Consider the following 20515-nt stretch of genomic DNA (forward strand, 5'->3'; position numbering starts at 1 on the left):
CCTTCTGCTGGTGCCTGGTCTCGTCCTTCTCGTCGCGGGGTTCCTCATCCCCTCCGCGGCGATGCTCTTCGCGCCTCCGGACGTGCCGACCGGCGAGATCTTCACGCGTCTGGGCAGGATGCTGACGGATCCGTACGACCTGGAGGTGATCGGGCGCACGGTCGGGCTGGCCCTGGCTGTCACGATCATCTGCGTCGTCCTCGGCTTCCCCATCGCCTACTGGCTCGCCCGCTCGCCGTCACGCTGGAGCGGGGTCTTCCTGGCAGTGGCGATCTTCCCATTGATGCTGAGCAACGTGGTAAGGACGTTCGGCTGGCTGGTGATCCTCGGCTCCAAGGGGGCGCTCGGCCGGCTGCTCGTCCAGCTCGGCATCGTCGACGTGGCGCCGCAGCTGCTCTACACCAAGCTGGCGATCGTCCTCGGCCTCACCCAGCTGTTCCTGCCGCTGGCGATCATCTCCTGCTACTCGGCCGTCGCGCAGGTCGATCCCGGCCTGGACGACGCCTCGCGCGGGCTCGGCGCGAGCCGGATCCGGACGATGTGGAACGTCGTCATCCCGCTGACCATGCCGGGCATCGTGGTGGCCGCCACCCTGGTCTTCGCCGGGTCCGTCACCGCGTACACCACGCCCTACCTGCTCGGCGGGTCCAGCCAGCGGATGCTGTCCACGCAGCTGTTCAACTACGCGAGCACCACGGTCGACTGGGCCTCCGCCTCGGCGACGGCGCTCATCATGACGGTCCTGGTCTTCCTGGTCTCCGGGCTGTCCTCGCTGATCGGGCGGAAGGGGGCCACCTCATGAAGCGGCCGATCACGGCGGCGCTCGCGGTCATCGGCTACGTCATCATGATCGTGCCGATCATCTTCGTGGTCGCCACGGCCTTCACCGCCGGAAGCACCCTGAGGTTCCCGCCCGACGGGATCTCGCTGCGCTGGTTCGACGAGGCGCTTGGCTACGAGCCGTTCGTCGAGGCCGCGCTCTCCAGCCTGGAGCTCGCCGTGCTCGCCACCGCGCTCGCGCTGGTGCTCGGCGTGCCCGTCACGCTGGCCGTCCACCGGGGCAAGCTGCCCGGCAAGGGCCTGGTCGAGGGGTTGTTCCTGTCGCCGCTCATCGTCCCGGAGCTGGTCGTCGGCCTCGCGCTGTTCCAGCAGCTGATGGTCGGCCTGGACCTGGACAACTTCAGCACCCTGCTGGTCGGGCACACGGCGCTGATGCTGCCGTATGCGGTGCGCGTGACCGGCGCCTCGCTCGCGCTGGCCGACCCCGCGCTGGAGGAGGCCGCCCGGGGTCTCGGCGCCTCGCCGCTGCGCGCGTTCTTCAACGTGACGTTGCCCGTCCTGCGTCCGGGCATCTTCTCCGCCGGGCTGCTCAGCATGGTGACGTCGTTCAACAACGTGCCGCTGTCGCTGCTGCTGCAGGGACGCGACTTCCGGACGCTGCCGGTGACGATGCTCGACTACGTGCAGCAGTCGTACGACCCGATGGTGGCCGCCGCCTCCACCCTCATCCTGGCCGCCACCGTGGTCATCGCGGTGATCGCCGAGCGCACGGTCGGATTCGCCAAGATCTTCGGAGGGATCAACCAATGACCGCCGCCGCCGAGCTGATCAAAGTCACCCAGAGGTTCGGCTCCTTCACCGCCGTCGACGAGATCGACCTCGCCGTGCCGGCGGGGAGGCTGACGACGCTGCTGGGCCCGAGCGGCTGCGGCAAGACCACCACGCTCAGGATGATCGCGGGCTACTCCGCCCCGACGTCGGGGACGATCCGCATCGACGGGGTCGACAGCACGCGCACGCCGCCGGAGAAGCGCGATCTCGGGATGGTCTTCCAGTCGTACGCGCTGTTCCCGCACATGACGGTGGCCGACAACGTCGGGTACGGGCTCAGGCTGCGCAAGGTGCCGGCCGCGGAGAGACGTACGCGGGTCATGGAGACGCTCGACCTCGTCGGGCTCGCGCACCTGGCCGACCGCAAGCCGAAGAAGCTCTCCGGCGGGCAGCAGCAGCGGGTGGCGCTGGCCAGGGCGATCGCGATCAGGCCCAAGCTCCTGCTGCTCGACGAGCCGCTGTCCAACCTCGACGCCCGCCTGCGCGTCCAGATGCGGGCCGAGATCAGGCGCATCCAGGCGGAGACGAAGCTGACCGTCATCCTCGTCACCCACGACCAGGACGAGGCGCTGGAGATGTCCGACGAGATGGTCATCATGAACGAGGGCCGGATCGTGCAGCAGGGCACTCCCCAGCAGGTCTTCCCCCGTCCCGCCGACCGTTTCGTGGCCGAGTTCCTCGGCTACGAGAACTTCCTCACCGCGGCCGACGGCACGCCGCTGACCATCCGGCCCGAGCATCTGCGCATCGCGGAGAAGGGCGCCGGCCTTGGTCACGGCCTCGACGGCACGGTGGTCGACGTGGCCTTCCGCGGCGTCGACCTGCTGGTCTCGCTCGACGTGGTCGACCCGTCGGGCGCGACCGTCAGGCTGCTCGCCGACGTACGCAGCGGCGCTGCCCTGACGCCCGGATCGGCCGTCACGGTGATCGCGCCCGACGACCATCTGGTTCCACTCCCCCGCTGAAAGAAGGAACGACCCCATGCCCACGCGCCGCGCCGTACTGGCCGCTGCTCTGACGGTGCTCGCCGCAGCCGGATGTTCCGGCTCCGGCTCCGCCGAGAAGCAGGCCGATCAGAACACCATCGTCGTCAGCACCTTCCCCTTCGGTGTGAAGGAGTTCGAGCAGGCGGTCGTCGCTCCGTTCAGCAAGCAGACCGGGATCAAGGTCGAGCTGGACACCGGGTCCAACTCCGACCGGCTGTCGAAGCTGAAGCTCGCCAAGGGTGAGCCGGAGTCGGACGTGGTGCTGATCTCCGACTACTTCGCCGCGCTCGGGCAGAAGGACGGCCTCTTCCAGAAGGTCGACGTGCCCAACATGAAGCAGCTCGCGCCGTTCGCGACCGAGGGCTCCTACGAGGGGCCGGCCTACACGCACCAGCTCAACGGGATCATCTACAACACCGGCAAGCTCAGCCAGAAGCAGGCCGCCGACTGGGAGCTGTTCGCGAACGCGGCGAACAAGGGAAAGGTCGCGCTTCCCGATATTTCGGTGACCGCCGGACAACTCATGATTTCGGGGGTTGGTGAGTCGTACGGCAAGGGCCCCTACGACATCGACACCTCGCTGAAGACCCTGTCCGGCTGGGCGCCGAACGTCCTGCAGTTCTACACCTCCTCGACCGAGGTCACGAACCTGCTGACCCAGGGCGAGATCGTCGCCGCCGACGCGCTGAGCGGCTTCGCCACCAAGCTCGTCACCTCGGGCGAGCCGATCGCCTGGACGGCGCCCGACAAGGGCCGCTACATGGCCACCAACCGGGCGATGATCCCCAAGGGCGCGCGCAACGCGCAGGGAGCGGCGAAGTTCATCGACTACATGCTGTCGGCCGAGGCGCAGAGCGCCATGGCGAAGGCCGCCGGTGACCTGCCCACAAACCCGAAGGCCGAGATCCCGGCCGACATCGCCAAGGTGACGGGCGAGGCGGCGAAGGACCCGGTGGCCGCCGGGTTCAAGACCCTCGACCCCGCCCAGCTCGTCGACACCCGCACCACCTGGGTCGACCGCTTCACCCGCGAGGTGGCCGGCAAGTGAACCTTGACCTGATGCCCAAGGTCGATCTGCACTGCCACCTCATCGGCACCGTACGCGCCTCGACCTTCGCCGAGCTGGCCCGGCGGGAGGGGCTCGACCTGCCCGACACGCCCGAGCGGATCTACGCGGACGTGAACTCGCTGCCGCCGGACCCGGCGCTCTACCTGGACACCCGGATCCCGGTCCCGCAGGGCAGGAGCGCGGACGAGCCCGAGGTCTCCTACTCGCTGTTCCAGGTGTCCTCGTGGGTTCTGCAGGTCCTGCGCGACGCCGACGATCTCACCAGGATCACCTACGAGGCGTTCGAGGACGCCCACCGGACCAGCGCGACCAGGCATCTCGAGGTCTCCTTCGACGCGCTGACCGAGCATCAGGAGAAGCTCGGCTACGCCACGGTGGTCGAGGCGTACGCCGAGGGCATCAGGATGGCCGAACGCGACTTCGGCATGTCGGGCCGGCTCATCGCGGCCGTCGACCGGAGCAGGTCGGGAGACGAGGCGCTCTCCTGGGTGCGCACGGTCGTGGACAACCCGCACGACTACGTGGCGGGGATCGGGCTGGACAACCTGGAGACCGCCGGGCCGCCGGAGCGGTTCGAGGCCGCCTTCCGGCTCGCCGGTGCGGCCGGGCTGCGCCGTACCGCGCACTCCTCCGAGCACGCGCCCGTCGCCGTCAACACGGTCACCTGCCTCGACGTGCTCGGCTGCGACCGGATCGACCACGGCTACTTCGTGCTCCAGGACGACGAGGTCGTCGCCAGGGTGCGGGACGAGCAGATCCCGTTCACCGTCATCTCGACCACGTCGCGGCGCTCGTGGCGGCCGTGGCGGCGGGCGTCGATCGCGGCGATGCTGGATGCCGGGCTCAACGTCATCCCCGCTTCCGACGACCCGGGGATGTTCCCGACGTCGCTGGCGAACGAGTATCGGATCCTCTCCGAGCAGCTCGCCGTACGGGATGAGCGGTTGCGGGCGATGGCGCTGGCCGGGGTGGAGGCGTGCTGGCTGCCGGAGCCCGAGAAGGACGCCCTGCGCAGGCGCTTCGAGAGCGAGCTCGCGAACGTGGAGTGATCGGGACAGGCGGCTTCGGCGGCACGTCGAACCGCTCGTTCCCGAGGAGCGGGTGGAGCAGGGCCTCGGCGAGGTGGCGTTGACGGCCTGAGTGTCCGTTTCAAGGGACGAACGGTCCGGCGATGTCGCGGGCTGCCGGCGTACGGCTTCAAGCGCAGAACCACGTACAAGCAAACGTACAGAGCTGATCAGCGTCTCGGATGACCACCGGCTCCCGAGTACCCGACAGGGTGAAGGGCGGTTGCGCACCGCGGCTCAGTTTGTGCGTTCATCTGTCACCGCGGGGATTTCTTGTTTGATGAGGGCCGCAAGCCGCGTGGCTGCCTGCCGGAGAGGTGCCGTGTCACGCTGGACTCGGGCGAGCAGGAGCGCGCCCTCGATGGTGGACAGGATGAACACCGCCAGTTCCGCGGCCGCGTCGTCGGGGATTCCGCGTTCTCTCAGGCGTGCCGCGATGAGGGTGATCCAGTGTTGGTAGCCGTGGGAGCAGGCGGCTTGGACCTGGTCGCTGTCGGCGGCGATCTCCAAGGCAACGGTGGCCAGCGGGCAGCCGTCGCGGAAGCCTGATTGCTGCAGCACGGTGCCGAGCAGGTCGGTGATGGCGTGCGCTGCTGCGGCAGGGTCTGCCTGGGCGAGAACTGCGTCGATGGCCTGACCCCATTCGGCGGCGGCTCGGGTGACCGTTTCGACGGCTAGTTGTTCTTTGCCGCCGGGGAAGTGGAAGTACAGCGTCCCCTTGGGCGCTCCCGCTTCGGACAAGATCTGGTTGACCCCCGTGGCGTGGTATCCCTGCCGCTGGAACAGAGTTTGGGCCGCGTCCAGGATTTGTTGCCTGGTCTGGCCTCGTGGCGCCATGGGTTACTCCGCAGCAGGTGGGATGGCGGGTGCGCTGGATGTGATCGCGGCTCGTCCGGAAGATTCCGCGGACTGGGCGCGGTCGAGTTCTGCTGGGTCGTGTGCGCAGAAGATGTCCACCTCTCCGGTACGCGCGAGGTCGTTGAGCCGTTGCAGGTTGTGGATGCGTGCGGCGCGGTCAGCCTGCATGAGGGTCTGGAACGCTCCGGTAATCGGTGGGCAGGAGGGATCGTGCGTCATCTGGGCGTGATTGAAGTAGGCGTCGCCGGCATGCAGCAGCCAGCGCTTCGACCCGCCGTCGGTGCGGCCGGTGTCGACGGCGACGCCGGCGTGGCCGCGCGTGTGCCCGGCCAGCGGCACGAGCAAGATCGATGACGGCAGTCCCGCCAGATCACCTACTGCGGGGAATCCGAACCAGTTGTCACCGGTCGTGGCGTGCGGTACCCAGTCGGGGCCGTGCGCCCAGTGCGAGGCGTGGTAGCGGAAACGTTCGCGGGCGTCGAGTGGGCGCCGCGCGGCCTCCAGTTCCGCTGCGTAGAGGTGGACCTTGGCGTTCGGGAAGTCTCCCAGCCCGCCTGCGTGATCGACATCCAGGTGGGTCAGCACGATGTGCCGGACGTCATCCAGTTCGTAGCCGAGTCGGGCAACCTGGCGGGCAGCGGTCTCGTCCGCAGCCAGTACGGGACGGGACAGCCGCCGGAACATCGGTCTCAGTCGCCCGGGGTTGCGTACGTCGCCGAGCCCCAGCCCGGTGTCGATCAGGACAAGTCCTGCGGCAGTCTCGAGAAGCAGGCAGTGGCACACGTTCCGCGCGAAGGTCAGCGGGCTGCCGGTGCCGCTGACCAGACGCCCGCCGAAGGGGCGCGTGGTCCCGCAGTTGAGATGATGGATCCGCATGAAAGGAATCTATAGACTGGTCTATAAGTTTTCAACCCCCACGTGCCGGCATGCGATCAGGTCAATCTTGCGGACCGTGACGCATGAGGTAACCGAACAGGCACGACCTTTGAGATCATGAGGTTTCTACGCCAAAAGATCACCTGAGAAGGCCGAGCCTGCCCTGTCGTCATCGCCGATCAGTGATGCCCTCTGCCACCTGGTCGAACAGACGCCGGTGGCCGTCGGCCACCGGCTGCGTCAGCCTTCTGGAACGCTTCCAGCACATCCCCGATCCACGCGACCCGCGTGGTGTCCGCCACACGCTGGCCTCGCTGTTGGCGCTCGCCTCGGCGGCCGTGCTGGCAGGCTCGCGGTCGTTCACCGCGACCGGCGAGTGGATCGCCGATGCACCCGCCCAGGTCATGGCCGCTCTGGGAGTCCGGCGCGACCCGCTGAGCAAGCAGTGGCAACCACCGGATGAGTCGACCGTGCGGCGGGTGCTGGAGAAGATCGATGCACGGGCGCTGGACGAAGCGGTCTGCTCGTGGCTGGCTGAGCGGGCTGCCAGGACAACCCCCGCTCCGGCCGCACCCGACAGAAAACACCGCCGGGGCGTGGCCGTGGACGGCAAGGCAGTGCGCGGAGCACGCGATCGCGATGGTGAGCCGGTCCATCTGCTGGCCGCCTTCGACCAGCTCACCGGCCTGGTACTGGCCCAGACCGACGTGAATGGCAAGACCAACGAGATCACCCGGTTCCAACCCCTGCTCCAACCTCTCGATCTCAACGACTGCGTGATCACTGCCGATGCCCTGCACACGCAGCGCGATCACGCCGTATTCCTGGCCGAGCAGAAGAGGGCGCACTACGTGCTCATCGTCAAGAAAAACCAGCCCACCCTGTACGCCCAGGTCAAGAGGCTGCTGTGGAAGCAGATCCCCATCCAGCACCGCGAGCGTGACCGCGGGCACGGACGCGACGAGCGCCGCACGCTCAAGGTCGTCACCGTCAAGGCGGGACCGCTGTTCCCGCACGCCAGCCAGGCGATGCAGATCAGACGCCAAGTCAGGCACGTCAAGACAGGCAAGTGGCGGACCGTAACCGTCTACGCGATCACCAGCCTGCCCGCCTGGCAGGCCAGCCCCGCAGACCTCGCCTCCTGGATTCGTGGCCACTGGAGCATCGAGAACCGGCTCCACTACGTCCGCGATGTCACCTACGGCGAAGACCACTCCCAAATCCGCACCGGCAACGCCCCATACGCCATGGCCACCCTGCGCAACCTCGCCATCGGCGCCCTACGCCTGGCCGGAGCCGACAACCTCGCCCAAGCCGCCCGCCGGCTGAGCCTCATCGCTTTGTGGCGACCGAGGGACTTTGAACGGAACTTCCGTACCAGGTCGAGAGGCGAAGTCCGTAAGACAGGAAACGTTTACAGATCATCAATCAAAGATCACCCGATTGGACGCCGACGATCTTTACGTTTGCGGCGTTGTGCATCCCCCTCCGTATGTGGAAGGACATTCATGCGCATTTCCGCTCGGGCGATGATCGCCGCGTTAGCCACCGCCCTGGCAATCAGCGGCGCGAACATGGCCGGCAGCCCGGCCTTCGCGAACGACGACCCCACGCTGGCGGCCCTCACCAAGGTCGTTCCCGAGATCGTCGAGGAGGCCAGGACCGTCCCGCCGACCGTGATCCCCGAAGGCGACGTCCAGCGTCCCTTCGCCGCCGCCACCGACGCCGACCACACGCTGTCGGCGTCGGTCAGCGAGAACGAGATCGGCATCGGCATGCCGGAGGCCGACGGCGCCGGCAGCCAGCCGCTGCCCGGCCTGGTCACCTACGCCGCCAAGCAGCCCAGCGTCACCTTCGCCCACCAGCGCACCGGTCAGATCGCCCGCGCGCTGACCGTCATCCACGGCGCTTCCGCGCCGACCGAGTACCGCTTCCCGATCTCCGCTCCCGAGGGCAGCATGCTGGAGGTCGAGGAGGACGACGGCACGGTCCTGATCTACAACAACGACTTCTACCTCGCCGAGATCGACCTGCCCTGGGCCAAGGACGCCAACGGCAACCCGGTGCCGACCTCGTACCGGGTGGAGGGCATGACGCTCATCCAGACCGTCAACCACGCGGGCGCCGCCTACCCCGTGGTCGCCGACCCCGCGCTCAAGCTGCAGTGCGAGTGGTGGAAGGCGATGTGCCGGGTGATCTTCTCGAAGAAGCTCACGAGCCAGATCCACAGCTCCTGGCTGTACGCCGGGGCGGCCGGCGCGGTCAAGGTGGCCGACGCGGCCTGCGACAAGTCCAAGAACAGCAAGATCAAGCTGGCCTGCAAGGTGATGTTCGCGGCGGGCATCGCCCAGTACATCTACAAGATTCGGGAAGCCGCCAACAAGAAGCAGTGCTTCGCGCTGCGGATGCAGTGGCCGGGCCCGATCGTCTGGGGCGAGGTCCGCAAGAAGAGCTGCCAGAGCAAGTAAATCCCCCTGTGACAACCTGACGCCCCCGTCAAGCCGGCGGGGGCGTCGCTCTACCTCGGAGCTCCCCATGTCTGCCCTCCTGCCGCGGGCCCTCGCCGGTGGTCTCGCCTTCTTACTTCTTCCGCTGGCCGTGCCCCCTTCGCCGGCCGCCGCAGAACCGCCCGCCGAACCGCCCGCCGCCACCCAGGCCGTGGACGACCCCAGTGCCCCGGCCCGGGTCGCCGCCGAGCCGAGCGCGCCCGACGAGGCCTCCGCCCGCCTGTCCGCCCGCCTGACGGGCCGCCGGGTCGAGGTCGCGGACGCCCGTACCGAGACCACCACCACCTACGCCAACCCGGACGGCACGCTGACGGTCGACTCCTTCGCCGGTCCGGTGCGCTACCGCGGCGACGGCGGGTGGGCCCCGGTGGACATCGCGCTCACCAGGACCGCGTCGGGCGAGATCGTGCCACGCGGCCACGGCCGCAAGCTGCGTTTCGGCGGCGGGCGCGCCGGGCTGACCGCCCGGCAGGCCACCGCGAACACCGCGGCGACCGACCTGATCACGGTCGGGGAGGGCTCCGCCAAGGTCACCTTGCAGTGGAAGGGCGCGCTGCCGGTGCCGGGCCTGTCCGGTGAGACGGCCACGTACGCGGAGGCCAGGCCGGGCGCCGACCTGGCCGTCACCGCCACCCGGACCGGCGCCGAGCAGTTCCTGCTGCTCAGGTCGCGCCCGGCCGCGCCTTTGTCGTACACGCTGACGCTGAAGGCGCCGGGTCAGACGGCGCGCGAGGCCGAGGACGGCGGGGCGGAGCTGGTCGACGCCAAGGGCAAGGTCGCCGTCACCATCCCCGCGCCGGAGATGTGGGACGCCTCCACGCACCCCATCTCCGGCGAGCACCTGCGCCGGGCTCCGGTGGGCATGAAGGTCTCCGGCCGCGACCTCGTCTTCACCCCCGACGCGGCCTTCCTGAACGACCCCGCCACGACGTATCCCGTCACCGTGGACCCCACGCTCAACCTGGGCCAGGTCTTCGACACGTTCGTGCAGGAGGGCTACGGCACCGACCAGTCGGGCGCCACCGAGCTCAAGATCGGCAACAACGGCAGCGGCCAGGTCGCCAAGTCGTTCATCACGTGGAAGACCCCCGGCATCGCGGGCAAGAAGATCATCTCGGCCACGCTGAAGCTCTGGAACTTCCACTCGTGGTCGTGCGAGGCCCGCTCGTGGGAGGTCTGGTCGGCCGACCGCGCCTCGACGTCGTCGCGCTACCCGGGCCCGCACATGGCCGCCAAGTACGCCTCCTCCAGCGAGACGAAGGGCTACGGCAGCGGCTGCGCCGACGGCTGGGTCAGCGCCAACGTCACGTCGCTGGTGCAGCACTATGCCGACCAGGGCTGGAAGGAGTCCGGCATGGGCCTGCGGGCCGCCAACGAGTCGGACAAGTACGCCTGGAAGCGGTTCAACTCGGGCAACGCCTCGTCGAAGGTGCCGGTCGTCTCGGTGACGTACAACTCCTACCCGAGCACTCCGGTCTCGACCTGGGTCTCGCCGTTCACCGACTACGACGGCACACTCTGGACCAACACGCTCACCCCGCAGCTCCGCAACCACGTGCGCGACCCCGACGGTGGCAACGTCCGCGGCAAATTCGACCTGTACGAGGGCTCGACGATGCTGATCGACGACCTCTACGGCGCGTACGTGGCCAGCAACGGCTTCTCCGGCGCGAACGTGCCGGCGGGCAAGCTGGCCCACGGAAAGTCGTACATGTTCCGGTCGTGGGCCCACGACGGCTCGCTGGTCTCGAAGCTCTGGCAGACGGCGTACTTCTCTGTCGACACCGTCAAGCCGCCCGCCCCCAAGGCCGCCTCCACCGACTACCCGAACGACGGGACGTACCATGGCGACGCAGGCAAGGCCGGCACGTTCACCCTCACCCCGGCGAACACCGACGCCGGCTGGATCGCCTACAAGCTCGACAGCGACGCCGTGACCAAGGTGCTCACCACCGGCGCGGCCGTCACCGCCAAGCTCACCCCGGCCACGACGGGCGCCCACACGCTCGGCGTCTACACCATCGACAAGGCCGGCAACGCCTCCCCGACGACCTCCTACACCTTCAACGTCGGGACCGGCGCGGCCGTGGCCTCGCTCACCGCGCCCGCGAACGGCCTGCGCAGCACCGCCAAGGTGCCCCTCGCCGTCACCGGCACGGCGTTCACGCAGGCCAGGTTCCAGTACCGGCGCTCCGAGACCGATGCCTGGGCGGACCTGCCCGTCGCGAACGTCACCGGCGCCGACGGCAAGCCGCTGACCGCGTGGCCCGTCGCCGCCCCCGGCAGGCTGTCCGGCCTGACCTGGGACGCGGGCACGCAGCTCGGCGACGCCGCGGTGCAGGTGCGCGCGGTCGTCACGGGCACGACCGCGGCGGAGTCCCAGCCGGTCGAGGTCGTGGTGGACCGCCGCGCCACCCGGGCCGCCACGGAGGAGGTCGGGCCGGGCGTGCTCAACCTCCAGACGGGCGACTACCGTCTCCAGACCACTGCAGGCGGGCCCTTCGGCCTGACGCTCACCCGCACGGCCTCCTCCCGCGAGGCCGGCTGGTCGCTCCCGGTGCCCGTGCTCAAGGAGACCTCGGCCACCTCGGTCGAGGTGACGCGGGCCGACGGCAGGCCGGTGCAGTTCACCAAGACCGCGGACGGCTGGAAGCCCGAGCCCGGGGCCGAGAACCTGACCCTCACCGGCACGTACACGCTGACCGACGCGCGCGGCGAGGTCACCACGTTCACCAGGCAAGGCGACCTGTACGCCCCCGAGGGCTACGTCCACGACCAGGGCCGGCTGAAGTCGATCACCAGGTCGGGGCACCCGCTGGAGCTCGGCTACGACACCGCGGGACGCCTGTCCACCGTCTCTCTGCAGGGCACGGTGATCACCCAGTACGGCTACGACGGCGCGGGACGGCTCTCCGAGGCGTGGGACCCGCGGATCAGCCCGGCGCTGAAGACCGTCTACGGGTACGACTCCGCCGGCCGCGTCTCCACGCTCACCCCGCCCGGCGAGCTGCCGTGGACCTTCGCGTACGAGAGCGACGGGCGGCTCCGCACGGTCACCCGGGCCACGCTCAAGGCCGGCACCGCGGACCAGGTCGCCGGCGAGGCGAAGACCACCGTCGTGTACGGGGTGCCACTCACCATGGCGGCCGGCGGCCCGGCCGACGTGACGGCCAAGGAGGTGACGGCGTGGGGCCAGGCCGGCGCGCCCGTGACCGCGACGTCGGTGCAGCCGCCGGGGCTGGCCGCCACGGTGACGTACCTGGATGAGTCGGGTAGGGCGGTCAACGTCCTGACGCCCGGCGGGCACCTGTCCGCCACCGGCTACGACCGGTTCGGCCACGTCGTGCGGGAGCTCACCGCCGCGAACCGGGAGCTGTCGCAGCGCGACATCACCGACTTCCGCCTCGCCGAACTCGCCATCACCGGCTACGAGCCCGAGGAGCGCGCCGAGCTGCTGTCCACCCGTTCGGTCTATGACGCGGCCGGGCGGCGCAAGCTGGCGGAGCTGAGCCCGGTCCACATCATCAACCTGGAGTCCGACGTGGACGACCTGCCCGCCGGGTACGCCATCGGCGCCAGGACCCGTACGGTCAACACCTACGACGAAGGCCGGCCGGCCGGTGCGGTGGCCCGCGACCTGCCGACCAGCGTCAAGACCGGCGCGGTGATCGTCGGACGCGAGTCCAAGCCGGACGCGGACGTCCGCACCACCGCCATCACCTATGACTGGGCCACGGGGCGGCAGATCAAGACGGTCCGCGACCCCGGCGGCAAGGCGGTCACCACCACGGTCGCCGGCCCCGTGCTCTACACCGCGACCGGCAGCGCGCCGTGCGGCGGGCGATCCGACTGGGCGGGCCTGGTGTGCCAGGACGGCGGGCGCACGTACACCTACGACGCCTCCGGTCTGGCCGCCACCGTGGCCGAGGGCGACACGGCCACCACCTTCAAGCGCGACACCGCCGGCCGCCTCATCGCCACCAAGGCGGGCGGTGAGGCCGAGATCAGCCTCGGGTACGACCCCGCGACCGGCCGACCCACCCAGCGCTGGCGCGGCACGGAGAAGGTCGTCACAGCCTACGACAAGCTCGGCCGGGTGATCTCCCACACCGACGCCGACGGCGGCCTGACCCGCACCGAGTACGACGACCTCGACCGCCCGGCCAAGGTCACGGACTCGTCCCCGTCCACCAGGACCTATGGCTACGACGCCAAGGTCGAGCCGCGCGGCCTGGCCACCTCGGTGACCGACTCGGTCGCGGGCACGTTCACCGCGCGCTACGACGCCGAGGGACGCCAGACCGAGGGCGACCTGCCGGGCGGCCTGCACCTGCAGGTCGGCTACGACGAGCGCGGCCAGAGCTACGCGCGGATCTACACCCGGGACGGCCTGGAGGCCCCGGTGATGATCGACCAGGTCGCCCGGAACGTCCACGGCCAGGAGCTGCTGAGCATGCGGACCGATCTCATGGCCGAGCGGCAGCTCGGCTACGACAAGGCGGGCGAGCTCGCGTCGGCGCTGGACATGGCGTTCCCGGTGTGCACCCTGCGCCGGTACGACCACGACGGGGCGGGCAACCGGACCCGGCTGGCGGTGCAGTCGTCGGACGAGGACTGCCCGGTGGCCGACGACTCGGCCGCGTCGATCACCAGCTATGGCTACGCCTCCGACGGCAGGCTGACCGGCGACGGCTACGCCTACGACGCGGCGGGCCGGACCACGTCGCTGCCCGGCGGGCGTACCATCGGCTACTTCGCCGACGGTCTGCCGGCCAAGATGACCTCCGGCGAGCAGAGCCTGACCTGGACCCGCGACCCGGCGGGCCGGATCCGCTCGGAGACGAACGAGGCGGGCGCGGTCACCGTTCACCACTACGGCTCGGACGGCGACAAGCCCTCCTGGACCGCCGCGAACGGCACGATCGTCCGCGACGTCGCCGGCATCGGCGGGGAGCTGGCCGCGCTCACCGGCGCGACCGGATCGGTGCGCCTCCAGTTGCTCACCGTCGGGGGGAGCGTCGGGACCGAGCTGGAGCTCGGCACCGGCCTCGCCACGGTGGTCGGGTACGACGAGTTCGGCGTGCCCTCCCAGCCGGTCCGTTACGGCTGGCTCGGCGGGGCGTACCGCCCGACCGTGCTGGACGGCAGGGTCCTGGTGTCGGGCCGCGTGTACGACCCGGCGCTCGGCCGCTACCTCCAGCGTCCGTACTAAACGCACGTGACAAAGCCCGGGTGGTCCGCCACCCGGGCTTTGCCACGTTCAGGCCGCGCAGACTCCGGCCGGCTTGACCGACAGCACGGTGTGGGTACGGGTCTCCGTCTTCCTGACGCCTGAGGTGTAGCCGTAGGGCGTGCTGCTGACGCAGTAGGCCACGCCGGTCTGATTGGACACCTGGCTGACCTGCAGCCCGCCGGAGAAGGACCGGCTGTCCCCCTGCTTGACGAGCACGGCCCTGGCCGACGACGCGCTCGGCTGCAGGCACAGGTAACCGGTCGGGCAGACGGCCGCGGCCTGGCTCGCGACCGTGGCGGGCTGGGCGGCGTCTGGCGCGTCCGGCATATGGCCGGCTGTTACGACCCTTGATCTGGGCCGGTTCGCTACGTACGGTCGCGATGTGGCCGAGCCGAATCGTCGTAAGATTCTGTACGCGGACATTGTCGCCGTGCTCCTGCTCTTCGGCACCGGTGCCTTGTTCCTGGCCGCTCGCCACGTGCCGGCCGCCAGCCGGATCGCGACGGTGCTGAACCTGGTGGCGCAGGCGTGTGCGGTCGGCGCGGCATTCCTGCTGTTCGCCGCGCTCTGGCGGCGGCCTGGCTCCGGCACATTCCTGCTGGGCCCGGTCACGGACGAACGCGATGTCTCCCAGCGGGCGAATCAAGCCCTTTACTGGAAACTCTTGCTCCTTCGCTCAGTCGTCAGCATCGTTATCCTGCAAGCCGCGCTGACCGCCATATCGGCGGTCCTCCCCCTCTGAATCAGGACCAGTCGTGGGTGAGCCGCTCCTGGGCCAGGTGCTCACACAGCGCCGGCGCGAAAGCCCGGAACACGACAACACCTGCACGCCGGCGATCATCGGTGCTGCTGTGCTTCGGAACGTCGGTGCGGGAATGCCGCGGCTGTCAGGAACTGCCCGTCCTTCTGTTCGACCGTCAGTTCGCCGCCGTCGGCGGTGACGCGTTGTTCGAGCGCCGCCAGGCCTTGGAGCTCGGGCAGCGGTGCCTGCTGGGCGCCGTCGTTGACGATGGTGATGCTCGACTCCGACAGGGTGACCCGCACCCGCGTCGCCTGGGCGTGGCGCAGGATGTTGGTCGTGGTCTCGCGCAGCACCTGGCCGAGCAGTTCGCTCGCGCCCGGGTCGACGTCCGCTTCGCGGTCGATGCGCACGCCGATGCCCGCGGCCTCGAAGAGGTTCCTGGCGTTCTCCAGTTCGGCGGAGAGGTTGAGCCGCCGCTGTGCGTAGGCGAGCGCCTTGGTCTGCGTGATGGTGTCGCTGACCAGGGCATGGATCTCCCGCAGCTCCTGTTTGGCGCGTTCGGTGTCGCTGTCGACCAGTTTCTGGGCGAGCGCCGTTTTCAGCTTCACCACGTGCAGGGTGTGGCCCTGGATGTCGTGCAGGTCGCCGGCGAACCGGACGCGTTCGCGGATCACGGCCAGCTCCGCTTCCCGCTCCCGTGCCGCCTCCAGCTCGGTGACGACGTCGTAGAAGCGCTTGTTGGGGAATCTGAGCCCGATGATCGCCGCGGTGATGCCCGTGGGGATGAGGACGTACCGGAACAGCACGCCGGGAACGTCCTCTTGCGCGACCAGCAGCCTCGACGCGCCCACCGCGGCGACATAGACGGTCAGCGCGACGGCCCACATGACCTGGCGCCGCGACAGCTGGGGGATGACGAACGCGCCCGCGGTGGCGACGGCGAAGAACGCCGCACTGCCGCCGGCCACCAGCACGGAGTAGGGCCACACGGCCGCGGTGACGATCATGCAGGGCAGCGCGACGCGCAGGACGTCTCCCCCTGCCCACCTCACGAAGGACACCAGGGCCGCCACCACACCCACGCCCAGGACGAGGGCATCCCACCAGGACCGGGCGTCCGTCGCCACCACTACCGCCCCGGCGACGACGAGCAGCGGGAGAAACATGGTGAGGTTGAGCTTGCGCAGCTGCCCCTGCGCCGGCTCGTTGTCCTCGGACACCGGGTGGGTCGGGCTCACGGGTTCCTCACCTGGTTGCCGGACGGTCGGTTCACGCCGTAGGACCGTGGCCGTCCACGCCGGGCGCGCCGGCCTGGCATGGGTGGCTCTCCGGGGTCGAACAGCAGCGTCTGCCCAGTATTCTTCCTGCTCCACGGCGGCACCAGTGACACCATGTCATGACGTCACCGCGAGACCGCATCGGGCGCGGCGCCGCCGTTCGGCATCGCGTGGAACTCAGGTGACCGCCGTGATCACGGCGACACTGACGGCAGCACTCGACACGGCGATCGCCGCGGCAGTGCGCGTCACCGCGGTGTTCACGGCCGCGGCGCCCCAGCTGCCATTCTCGAGCTCCTTCGCGCGCTCGCGCACCTTGGCCGACCACGCGAGGGGCGGCCGGAGAGCCGGCAGGGTGCCACTTGACGAGAGCAGCGCGATCACCGCCGCGGTGCGGGCGTCGGGACTCTCGCCGTCTACCAGTACGGCACGAACTTTCCGCCGGAGTTCCGCCTCGTGGCCGGTGTCCTCGGCCGGCAACCTGGTCGTACGGAACACGCCCAGCACCCGCCACAAGGGCATCACGCCTGGTCTCCCAACCGTGGCGGTCATGCCCGTTGAGCGTGACCGTTTCGATGAGGTGCCGGGAGACCTCAACGCCGGGCGTCCCCGATGGCGCGGGCGGCGTTGATCAGGCCGATGTGACTGAGGGCCTGAGGGTAGTTGCCGATCGCCTCTCCTGTGGTGGGGTCCACCTCTTCGCTGAGCAGGCCGACATCGTTGGCGCAGGAGGCGGCGGTCTCGAACGCCCGCCTGGCCTCGGCGTCCTGACCGGTGAGGGCCAGCGCGTGAGCGAGCCAGAAGGTGCACAGCAGGAACGGGCCCTCCTGGCCGGCCAGCCCGTCGGCGGAACGGTAGCGGTAAACGAGCCCGCTCGCGTCGGTCAGCCGGGTGGCGACGGCCTGCACTGTGGAGCGGATTCTCGGGTCGTCCGGCGGCAGGAATCCGACCAGGGGCATCATCAGGGTGGCGGCGTCGACCTGGGTGCCGCCGAACGTCTGGGTGAAAGCACCCGCCTGCTCGTTCCATCCGTGGGTCAGGATCGCGGCGTGGATCTCGTCTCGGACGCGGGTCCAGTCGGCGACCCGGGAGGCGGCCCCCAGCACCGGGGCCAGGGTGATCGCCCTGTCCAGTCCCACCCAGCACATCAGCTTGGAGTGCGTGAAGTGCCGGCTGGGACCACGGACCTCCCAGAGACTCTGATCCGGCTCCTGCCAGCGGCGCGCGGCGGTCTCGGCCACTCCGATCAGCAGCGAGCGGGTGAGGGGGTCGAACGGGCCGATGTCCCGATAGGTCTGATGGGCGGCGTCGAGCAGTTCGCCGTACACGTCGAGCTGACGCTGGCGCCAGGCGTCGTTGCCGACCCGCACGGGGGTGCTGTCCCGCCACCCCCGCAGATGCGGTAGCCGCCGTTCGCTCAGGTCGCGCTCGCCGCCGATGCCGTACATGATCTGCAGGTCCGGGTCCGCGTCGACCTGGGTCGCGCATGCGCAGGACAGGAAGGCGAAGAAGGCGGTTTCCTCCTCCTCGCAGGTGGCCGTGTTCAGGGCGTGCAGGGTGAAGCTGGCATCGCGGACCCATGTGTAGCGGTAGTCCCAGTTGCGCTCCCCGCCGATGCTTTCCGGCAGGGAGGTGGTGGCCGCGGCCACCATGGCCCCCGTCGGGGCATAGGTCATCGCGCGCAGAACCCGGCCGCTGTGGTTGACCTGCCGGCGCCAGGGTCCCTCGTAGTCGGCGTGCCCGCGTGACCAGGAGCGCCATCCCGCGACGGTGTCGCGGATCCGGCGCGCGACGGCCCAGGAGGTACGGCGCGGCGGGTCGGGTGCCCAGACCCGGCCGGCCTGCAGGGCCAGGCCGACGTTCTGTCCCGCGCGCAGGGTGAGAGCGGCGTCCGCGACCGAGCCGCCGGTCCGGAACTCCACCGGGCTGGACAGGGTGAGCACGTCGGCGCCTCCACGGGCGATCAGGCCGCCGCGGACCGGTTGCATCAGCGGGCGGACGAGCCCGAACTCGGGCCGGGGCGCATACACGATCTCCACGGGCACCCGCCCTTCGGTGCAGGCGAGCCGGCGAAGGAGCAGGCCGGGGGATGACGTGCCCAGCGCGTGCCCACGTTCGCCACGGCCCAGCGCGAGAGCGTCCAGGAGCACCAAGGTGCCGTCGCGCGTCCGGAACGTGGTCTCCAGCACAAGGGTGTCCTCGACGTACCGACGGGTCACCTCGGCCGGACATGCCGGACGGATCGCCCAGAAGCCGGCCTCTTCGTCCAGCAGCCGGGCGAAGAGCGCCGGGCTGTCGAAACGCGGCAGACACAGCCAGTCGACAGAGCCGTCGGACGTGACCAGCGCGGCGGACCGGCAGTCCGACAACATCGCGTAGTCGCCGATCGGCCGGGCGCTCAACGGCCGGCCCGCCCCGCGGCCAGGCGTCGCAGCAGGTAGAGCAGTGCTGAGGCGGCGAAGAGCACCAGGGTGACCAGAATCCACCGGTTGAGGTAAGGGATGGTGCTCAGACCGACTGCCGCCCTGTAGTTGGGCTCGGCACCGCGCAGGATGAGTGGGGACCACACCAGCAGCAGCAGACCCGAGAACGCGGTCGGCACGCGCAGGTGGTTGATCGGAGCCGGCCGCCGCCCCGTCGGCCGAGGCCGACGGCGAGCAGCCGTACGACGACGGCGACGGGTACGGGCGGTGGCGGACCGGGCGGCGAGGTCGGCGGCGGAGTAGAGAGGGAACAGCACCAAGTCGTGGAGGATGACGGCCCCCACGAACCACACCAGAAAGCCCGGCCAGATCCCCACGTCGACCACCCGGGTGACGGCGTAACCGGCGACCAGAAAACAGAGGGCGAGTACGAGCAGGTGCCACGAAGGGGCGCCGTAGGTCCTTGCCCACCGGCTGCGGCCGTTCAAGATCGCCCTTGGGTGAAGTCGAGCTCGCGCACCCACTTCGTGTTGTGCACGCCGGGAGCGTTGGGGACGATGACCCGGGCCGGGTATCCGTGGTCGAGGGACAGGTCGGCGCCGTTGACCCGCAGCGCCAGCAGCGAGCGCGGGTGGGCGACCTGCGCGGCGCTGAGCGAGGCCTGACCGAAATAGCCCCCACGTTGCAGAGACCTGGCGGTGACGCCTGTCGAGCCGGCCCGGATGCCGGCGAGGCGGGCGAGATCGGCCAGCCGTACGCCGGTCCAGGTCTGGACGGTCGACCAGCCTTCCACGCAGGCGATCGGCAAGGCGTAGGTGTGCAGCGGCATCGCCAGCAGGTCCGCGCGGGAGAGTTCCGTCCGGTGTGGCCCGACGAGTGCCAGCCGCCAGGACTCACCGGTCCGGGCTGGTGTGACGCCGAGGCTCGCCGCTGTCTTGTTGACCTGGAAGTCGTTGGGGCCCGTCCCGTAGAGGCGTCCATGGGGAGCGAGCAGCGCGGTACGGCGCAACGGCCCGTCGACGCACTGGCCGACGGACAGGCCGAACATGACCAGCGAGCCGCCGCCGGCGAAGGCCAGCAGGCCGCGCCTGGACATCGTGGGGGGCGCCGGGTCAACAGGGACCAGGCCATCGGGGTCCGGCGGCTCCGGGCGGGTGTCCGCCACAGAGGTGCGCAGGTAGTCGCGCAGGCCGTACGTCCGCAGGGTGTGGATGACGCGGGGCAGCTTGATGACGACGTGGACGACGAAGGCGGCCAGGAAGATCCATGCGCCATAGAAGTGGGCCGGGTAGAAGGAGAACGGGAAGACGTAGAAGAGCTGGATGTTGAGGATCCCGGTCACGAACTGGAATACCGCGCCGCCGACCAGGAGCAGCAGGCTGGCCCGCTCGACGGCCTCCGCCACGGAACGGGCGGGCGGCCAGGAGAACAGCTTGGGGATGACCGACCACAGCTTGGCCAGCAGGATCGGCACCAGCGTCAGCCCGCCGACGACGTGCGCGCCCTGGGTGACCCGGTACAACCAGACCGGGTCCGTGGGCCAGTCGAACAGATAGAAGCCCAGCAGGCCCCTGCCGGGGGTGGTGTCGTTGCCCGGCAGGCGAGGCTCGTAGGCGGCGTACGACACCAGCCCGGTGATCGCGACGAGGGTGATCCCGGCCAGCAGGATCAGTCCGAGCACCGAGGTCAGCCAGGGGCCGCGGAGCGGGCTGCGCCAGAACTCCGGCCGGAACGGCCCGGGCGGCCCGCTCCACCCTCTGAGGCGCGCGGCCAGGCGGCCCTTCTTGTCGGGCTTGACCTCACGATCGCGCCCCCGCGACGCATCCGGCACCGATCCCCCCGAAATCCCCATGTCGGCTGTTCGGT

At 69.9% G+C, this 20515-nt stretch carries 16 protein-coding genes; 8 read left to right on the plus strand and 8 right to left on the minus strand.

Annotation, left to right across the window (positions count from 1 at the left end; all coding sequences use genetic code 11):
• Positions 1–10: 10 nt before the first annotated feature.
• From ABZX61_RS31110 to ABZX61_RS31130, 5 genes are read left to right on the plus strand one after another with little or no spacing between them, the layout of a single operon-like run.
• Positions 11–802, plus strand: a complete 792-nt coding sequence (locus ABZX61_RS31110; RefSeq protein ID WP_318786755.1) for an ABC transporter permease — start codon at positions 11–13, stop codon at positions 800–802.
• Positions 799–1590, plus strand: a complete 792-nt coding sequence (locus ABZX61_RS31115) for an ABC transporter permease (RefSeq protein WP_355199700.1) — start codon at positions 799–801, stop codon at positions 1588–1590. The genes ABZX61_RS31110 and ABZX61_RS31115 overlap by 4 nt, the downstream gene beginning before the upstream one ends.
• A complete protein-coding gene (locus ABZX61_RS31120) occupies positions 1587–2576 on the plus strand; it encodes an ABC transporter ATP-binding protein (RefSeq protein ID WP_355199701.1) in 990 nt (329 codons plus the stop codon). The genes ABZX61_RS31115 and ABZX61_RS31120 overlap by 4 nt, the downstream gene beginning before the upstream one ends.
• A gap of 16 nt (positions 2577–2592) precedes the next feature.
• The gene (locus ABZX61_RS31125) at positions 2593–3645 is read left to right on the plus strand and encodes a polyamine ABC transporter substrate-binding protein (RefSeq protein ID WP_355199702.1); all 1053 of its coding nucleotides are present in this window, start codon (positions 2593–2595) and stop codon (positions 3643–3645) included.
• Positions 3642–4715 (plus strand): hypothetical protein, encoded by a 1074-nt coding sequence (locus ABZX61_RS31130; RefSeq protein ID WP_355199703.1) that lies wholly within the window; start codon positions 3642–3644, stop codon positions 4713–4715. Before ABZX61_RS31125 ends, ABZX61_RS31130 begins: the two co-directional genes overlap by 4 nt.
• 255 nt (positions 4716–4970) lie before the next feature.
• On the opposite strand, the gene ABZX61_RS31135 is transcribed toward ABZX61_RS31130, so the two are convergent.
• Complete coding sequence (locus ABZX61_RS31135; protein ID WP_355199704.1) at positions 4971–5570, minus strand: TetR/AcrR family transcriptional regulator; 600 nt, start codon at positions 5568–5570, stop codon at positions 4971–4973.
• 3 nt (positions 5571–5573) lie between these two features.
• Positions 5574–6467 carry an MBL fold metallo-hydrolase gene (locus ABZX61_RS31140; protein WP_355199705.1) on the minus strand — a complete coding sequence of 298 codons (894 nt, stop codon included), beginning with the start codon at positions 6465–6467 and terminating at the stop codon, positions 5574–5576.
• Positions 6468–6652: 185 nt separating this feature from the next.
• Here ABZX61_RS31140 and ABZX61_RS31145 point away from each other — a divergent pair, with 185 nt between their 5' ends.
• Positions 6653–8935 (plus strand): ISAs1 family transposase, encoded by a 2283-nt coding sequence (locus ABZX61_RS31145; protein ID WP_355199936.1) that lies wholly within the window; start codon positions 6653–6655, stop codon positions 8933–8935.
• A 67-nt stretch (positions 8936–9002) separates the two neighbouring features.
• Positions 9003–14186 carry a DNRLRE domain-containing protein gene (locus ABZX61_RS31150; protein WP_355199706.1) on the plus strand — a complete coding sequence of 1728 codons (5184 nt, stop codon included), beginning with the start codon at positions 9003–9005 and terminating at the stop codon, positions 14184–14186.
• Positions 14187–14234: 48 nt separating this feature from the next.
• Here ABZX61_RS31150 and ABZX61_RS31155 read toward each other — a convergent pair whose 3' ends face one another.
• Positions 14235–14534, minus strand: coding sequence for a hypothetical protein (locus tag ABZX61_RS31155; protein WP_355199707.1), 300 nt, complete (start codon positions 14532–14534; stop codon positions 14235–14237).
• Between the two features lie 55 nt (positions 14535–14589).
• Between ABZX61_RS31155 and ABZX61_RS31160 the strand changes: the two genes are divergently transcribed.
• Entirely contained in the window at positions 14590–14949 is a 360-nt protein-coding gene (locus ABZX61_RS31160; RefSeq protein ID WP_355199708.1) for a hypothetical protein, read from the plus strand.
• Positions 14950–15044: 95 nt separating this feature from the next.
• On the opposite strand, the gene ABZX61_RS31165 is transcribed toward ABZX61_RS31160, so the two are convergent.
• From ABZX61_RS31165 to ABZX61_RS31185, 5 genes are all read right to left on the minus strand, one after another.
• Entirely contained in the window at positions 15045–16187 is a 1143-nt protein-coding gene (locus ABZX61_RS31165; protein ID WP_355199709.1) for a histidine kinase, read from the minus strand.
• 216 nt (positions 16188–16403) lie between these two features.
• Complete coding sequence (locus tag ABZX61_RS31170; protein WP_355199710.1) at positions 16404–16778, minus strand: GPP34 family phosphoprotein; 375 nt, start codon at positions 16776–16778, stop codon at positions 16404–16406.
• 41 nt (positions 16779–16819) lie between these two features.
• A complete protein-coding gene (locus tag ABZX61_RS31175; protein WP_355199711.1) occupies positions 16820–18628 on the minus strand; it encodes a glycoside hydrolase family 15 protein in 1809 nt (602 codons plus the stop codon).
• The gene (locus ABZX61_RS31180) at positions 18625–19137 is read right to left on the minus strand and encodes a hypothetical protein (RefSeq protein ID WP_355199712.1); all 513 of its coding nucleotides are present in this window, start codon (positions 19135–19137) and stop codon (positions 18625–18627) included. The genes ABZX61_RS31175 and ABZX61_RS31180 overlap by 4 nt, the downstream gene beginning before the upstream one ends.
• On the minus strand, positions 19134–20501 hold the full coding sequence (locus ABZX61_RS31185; protein ID WP_355199713.1) for a molybdopterin-dependent oxidoreductase: 1368 nt from the start codon (positions 20499–20501) through the stop codon (positions 19134–19136). The genes ABZX61_RS31180 and ABZX61_RS31185 overlap by 4 nt, the downstream gene beginning before the upstream one ends.
• Positions 20502–20515: the final 14 nt, after the last annotated feature.

This window comes from Nonomuraea sp. NPDC003709, from assembly GCF_040610775.1.
GTDB lineage: Bacteria > Actinomycetota > Actinomycetes > Streptosporangiales > Streptosporangiaceae > Nonomuraea > Nonomuraea angiospora_A.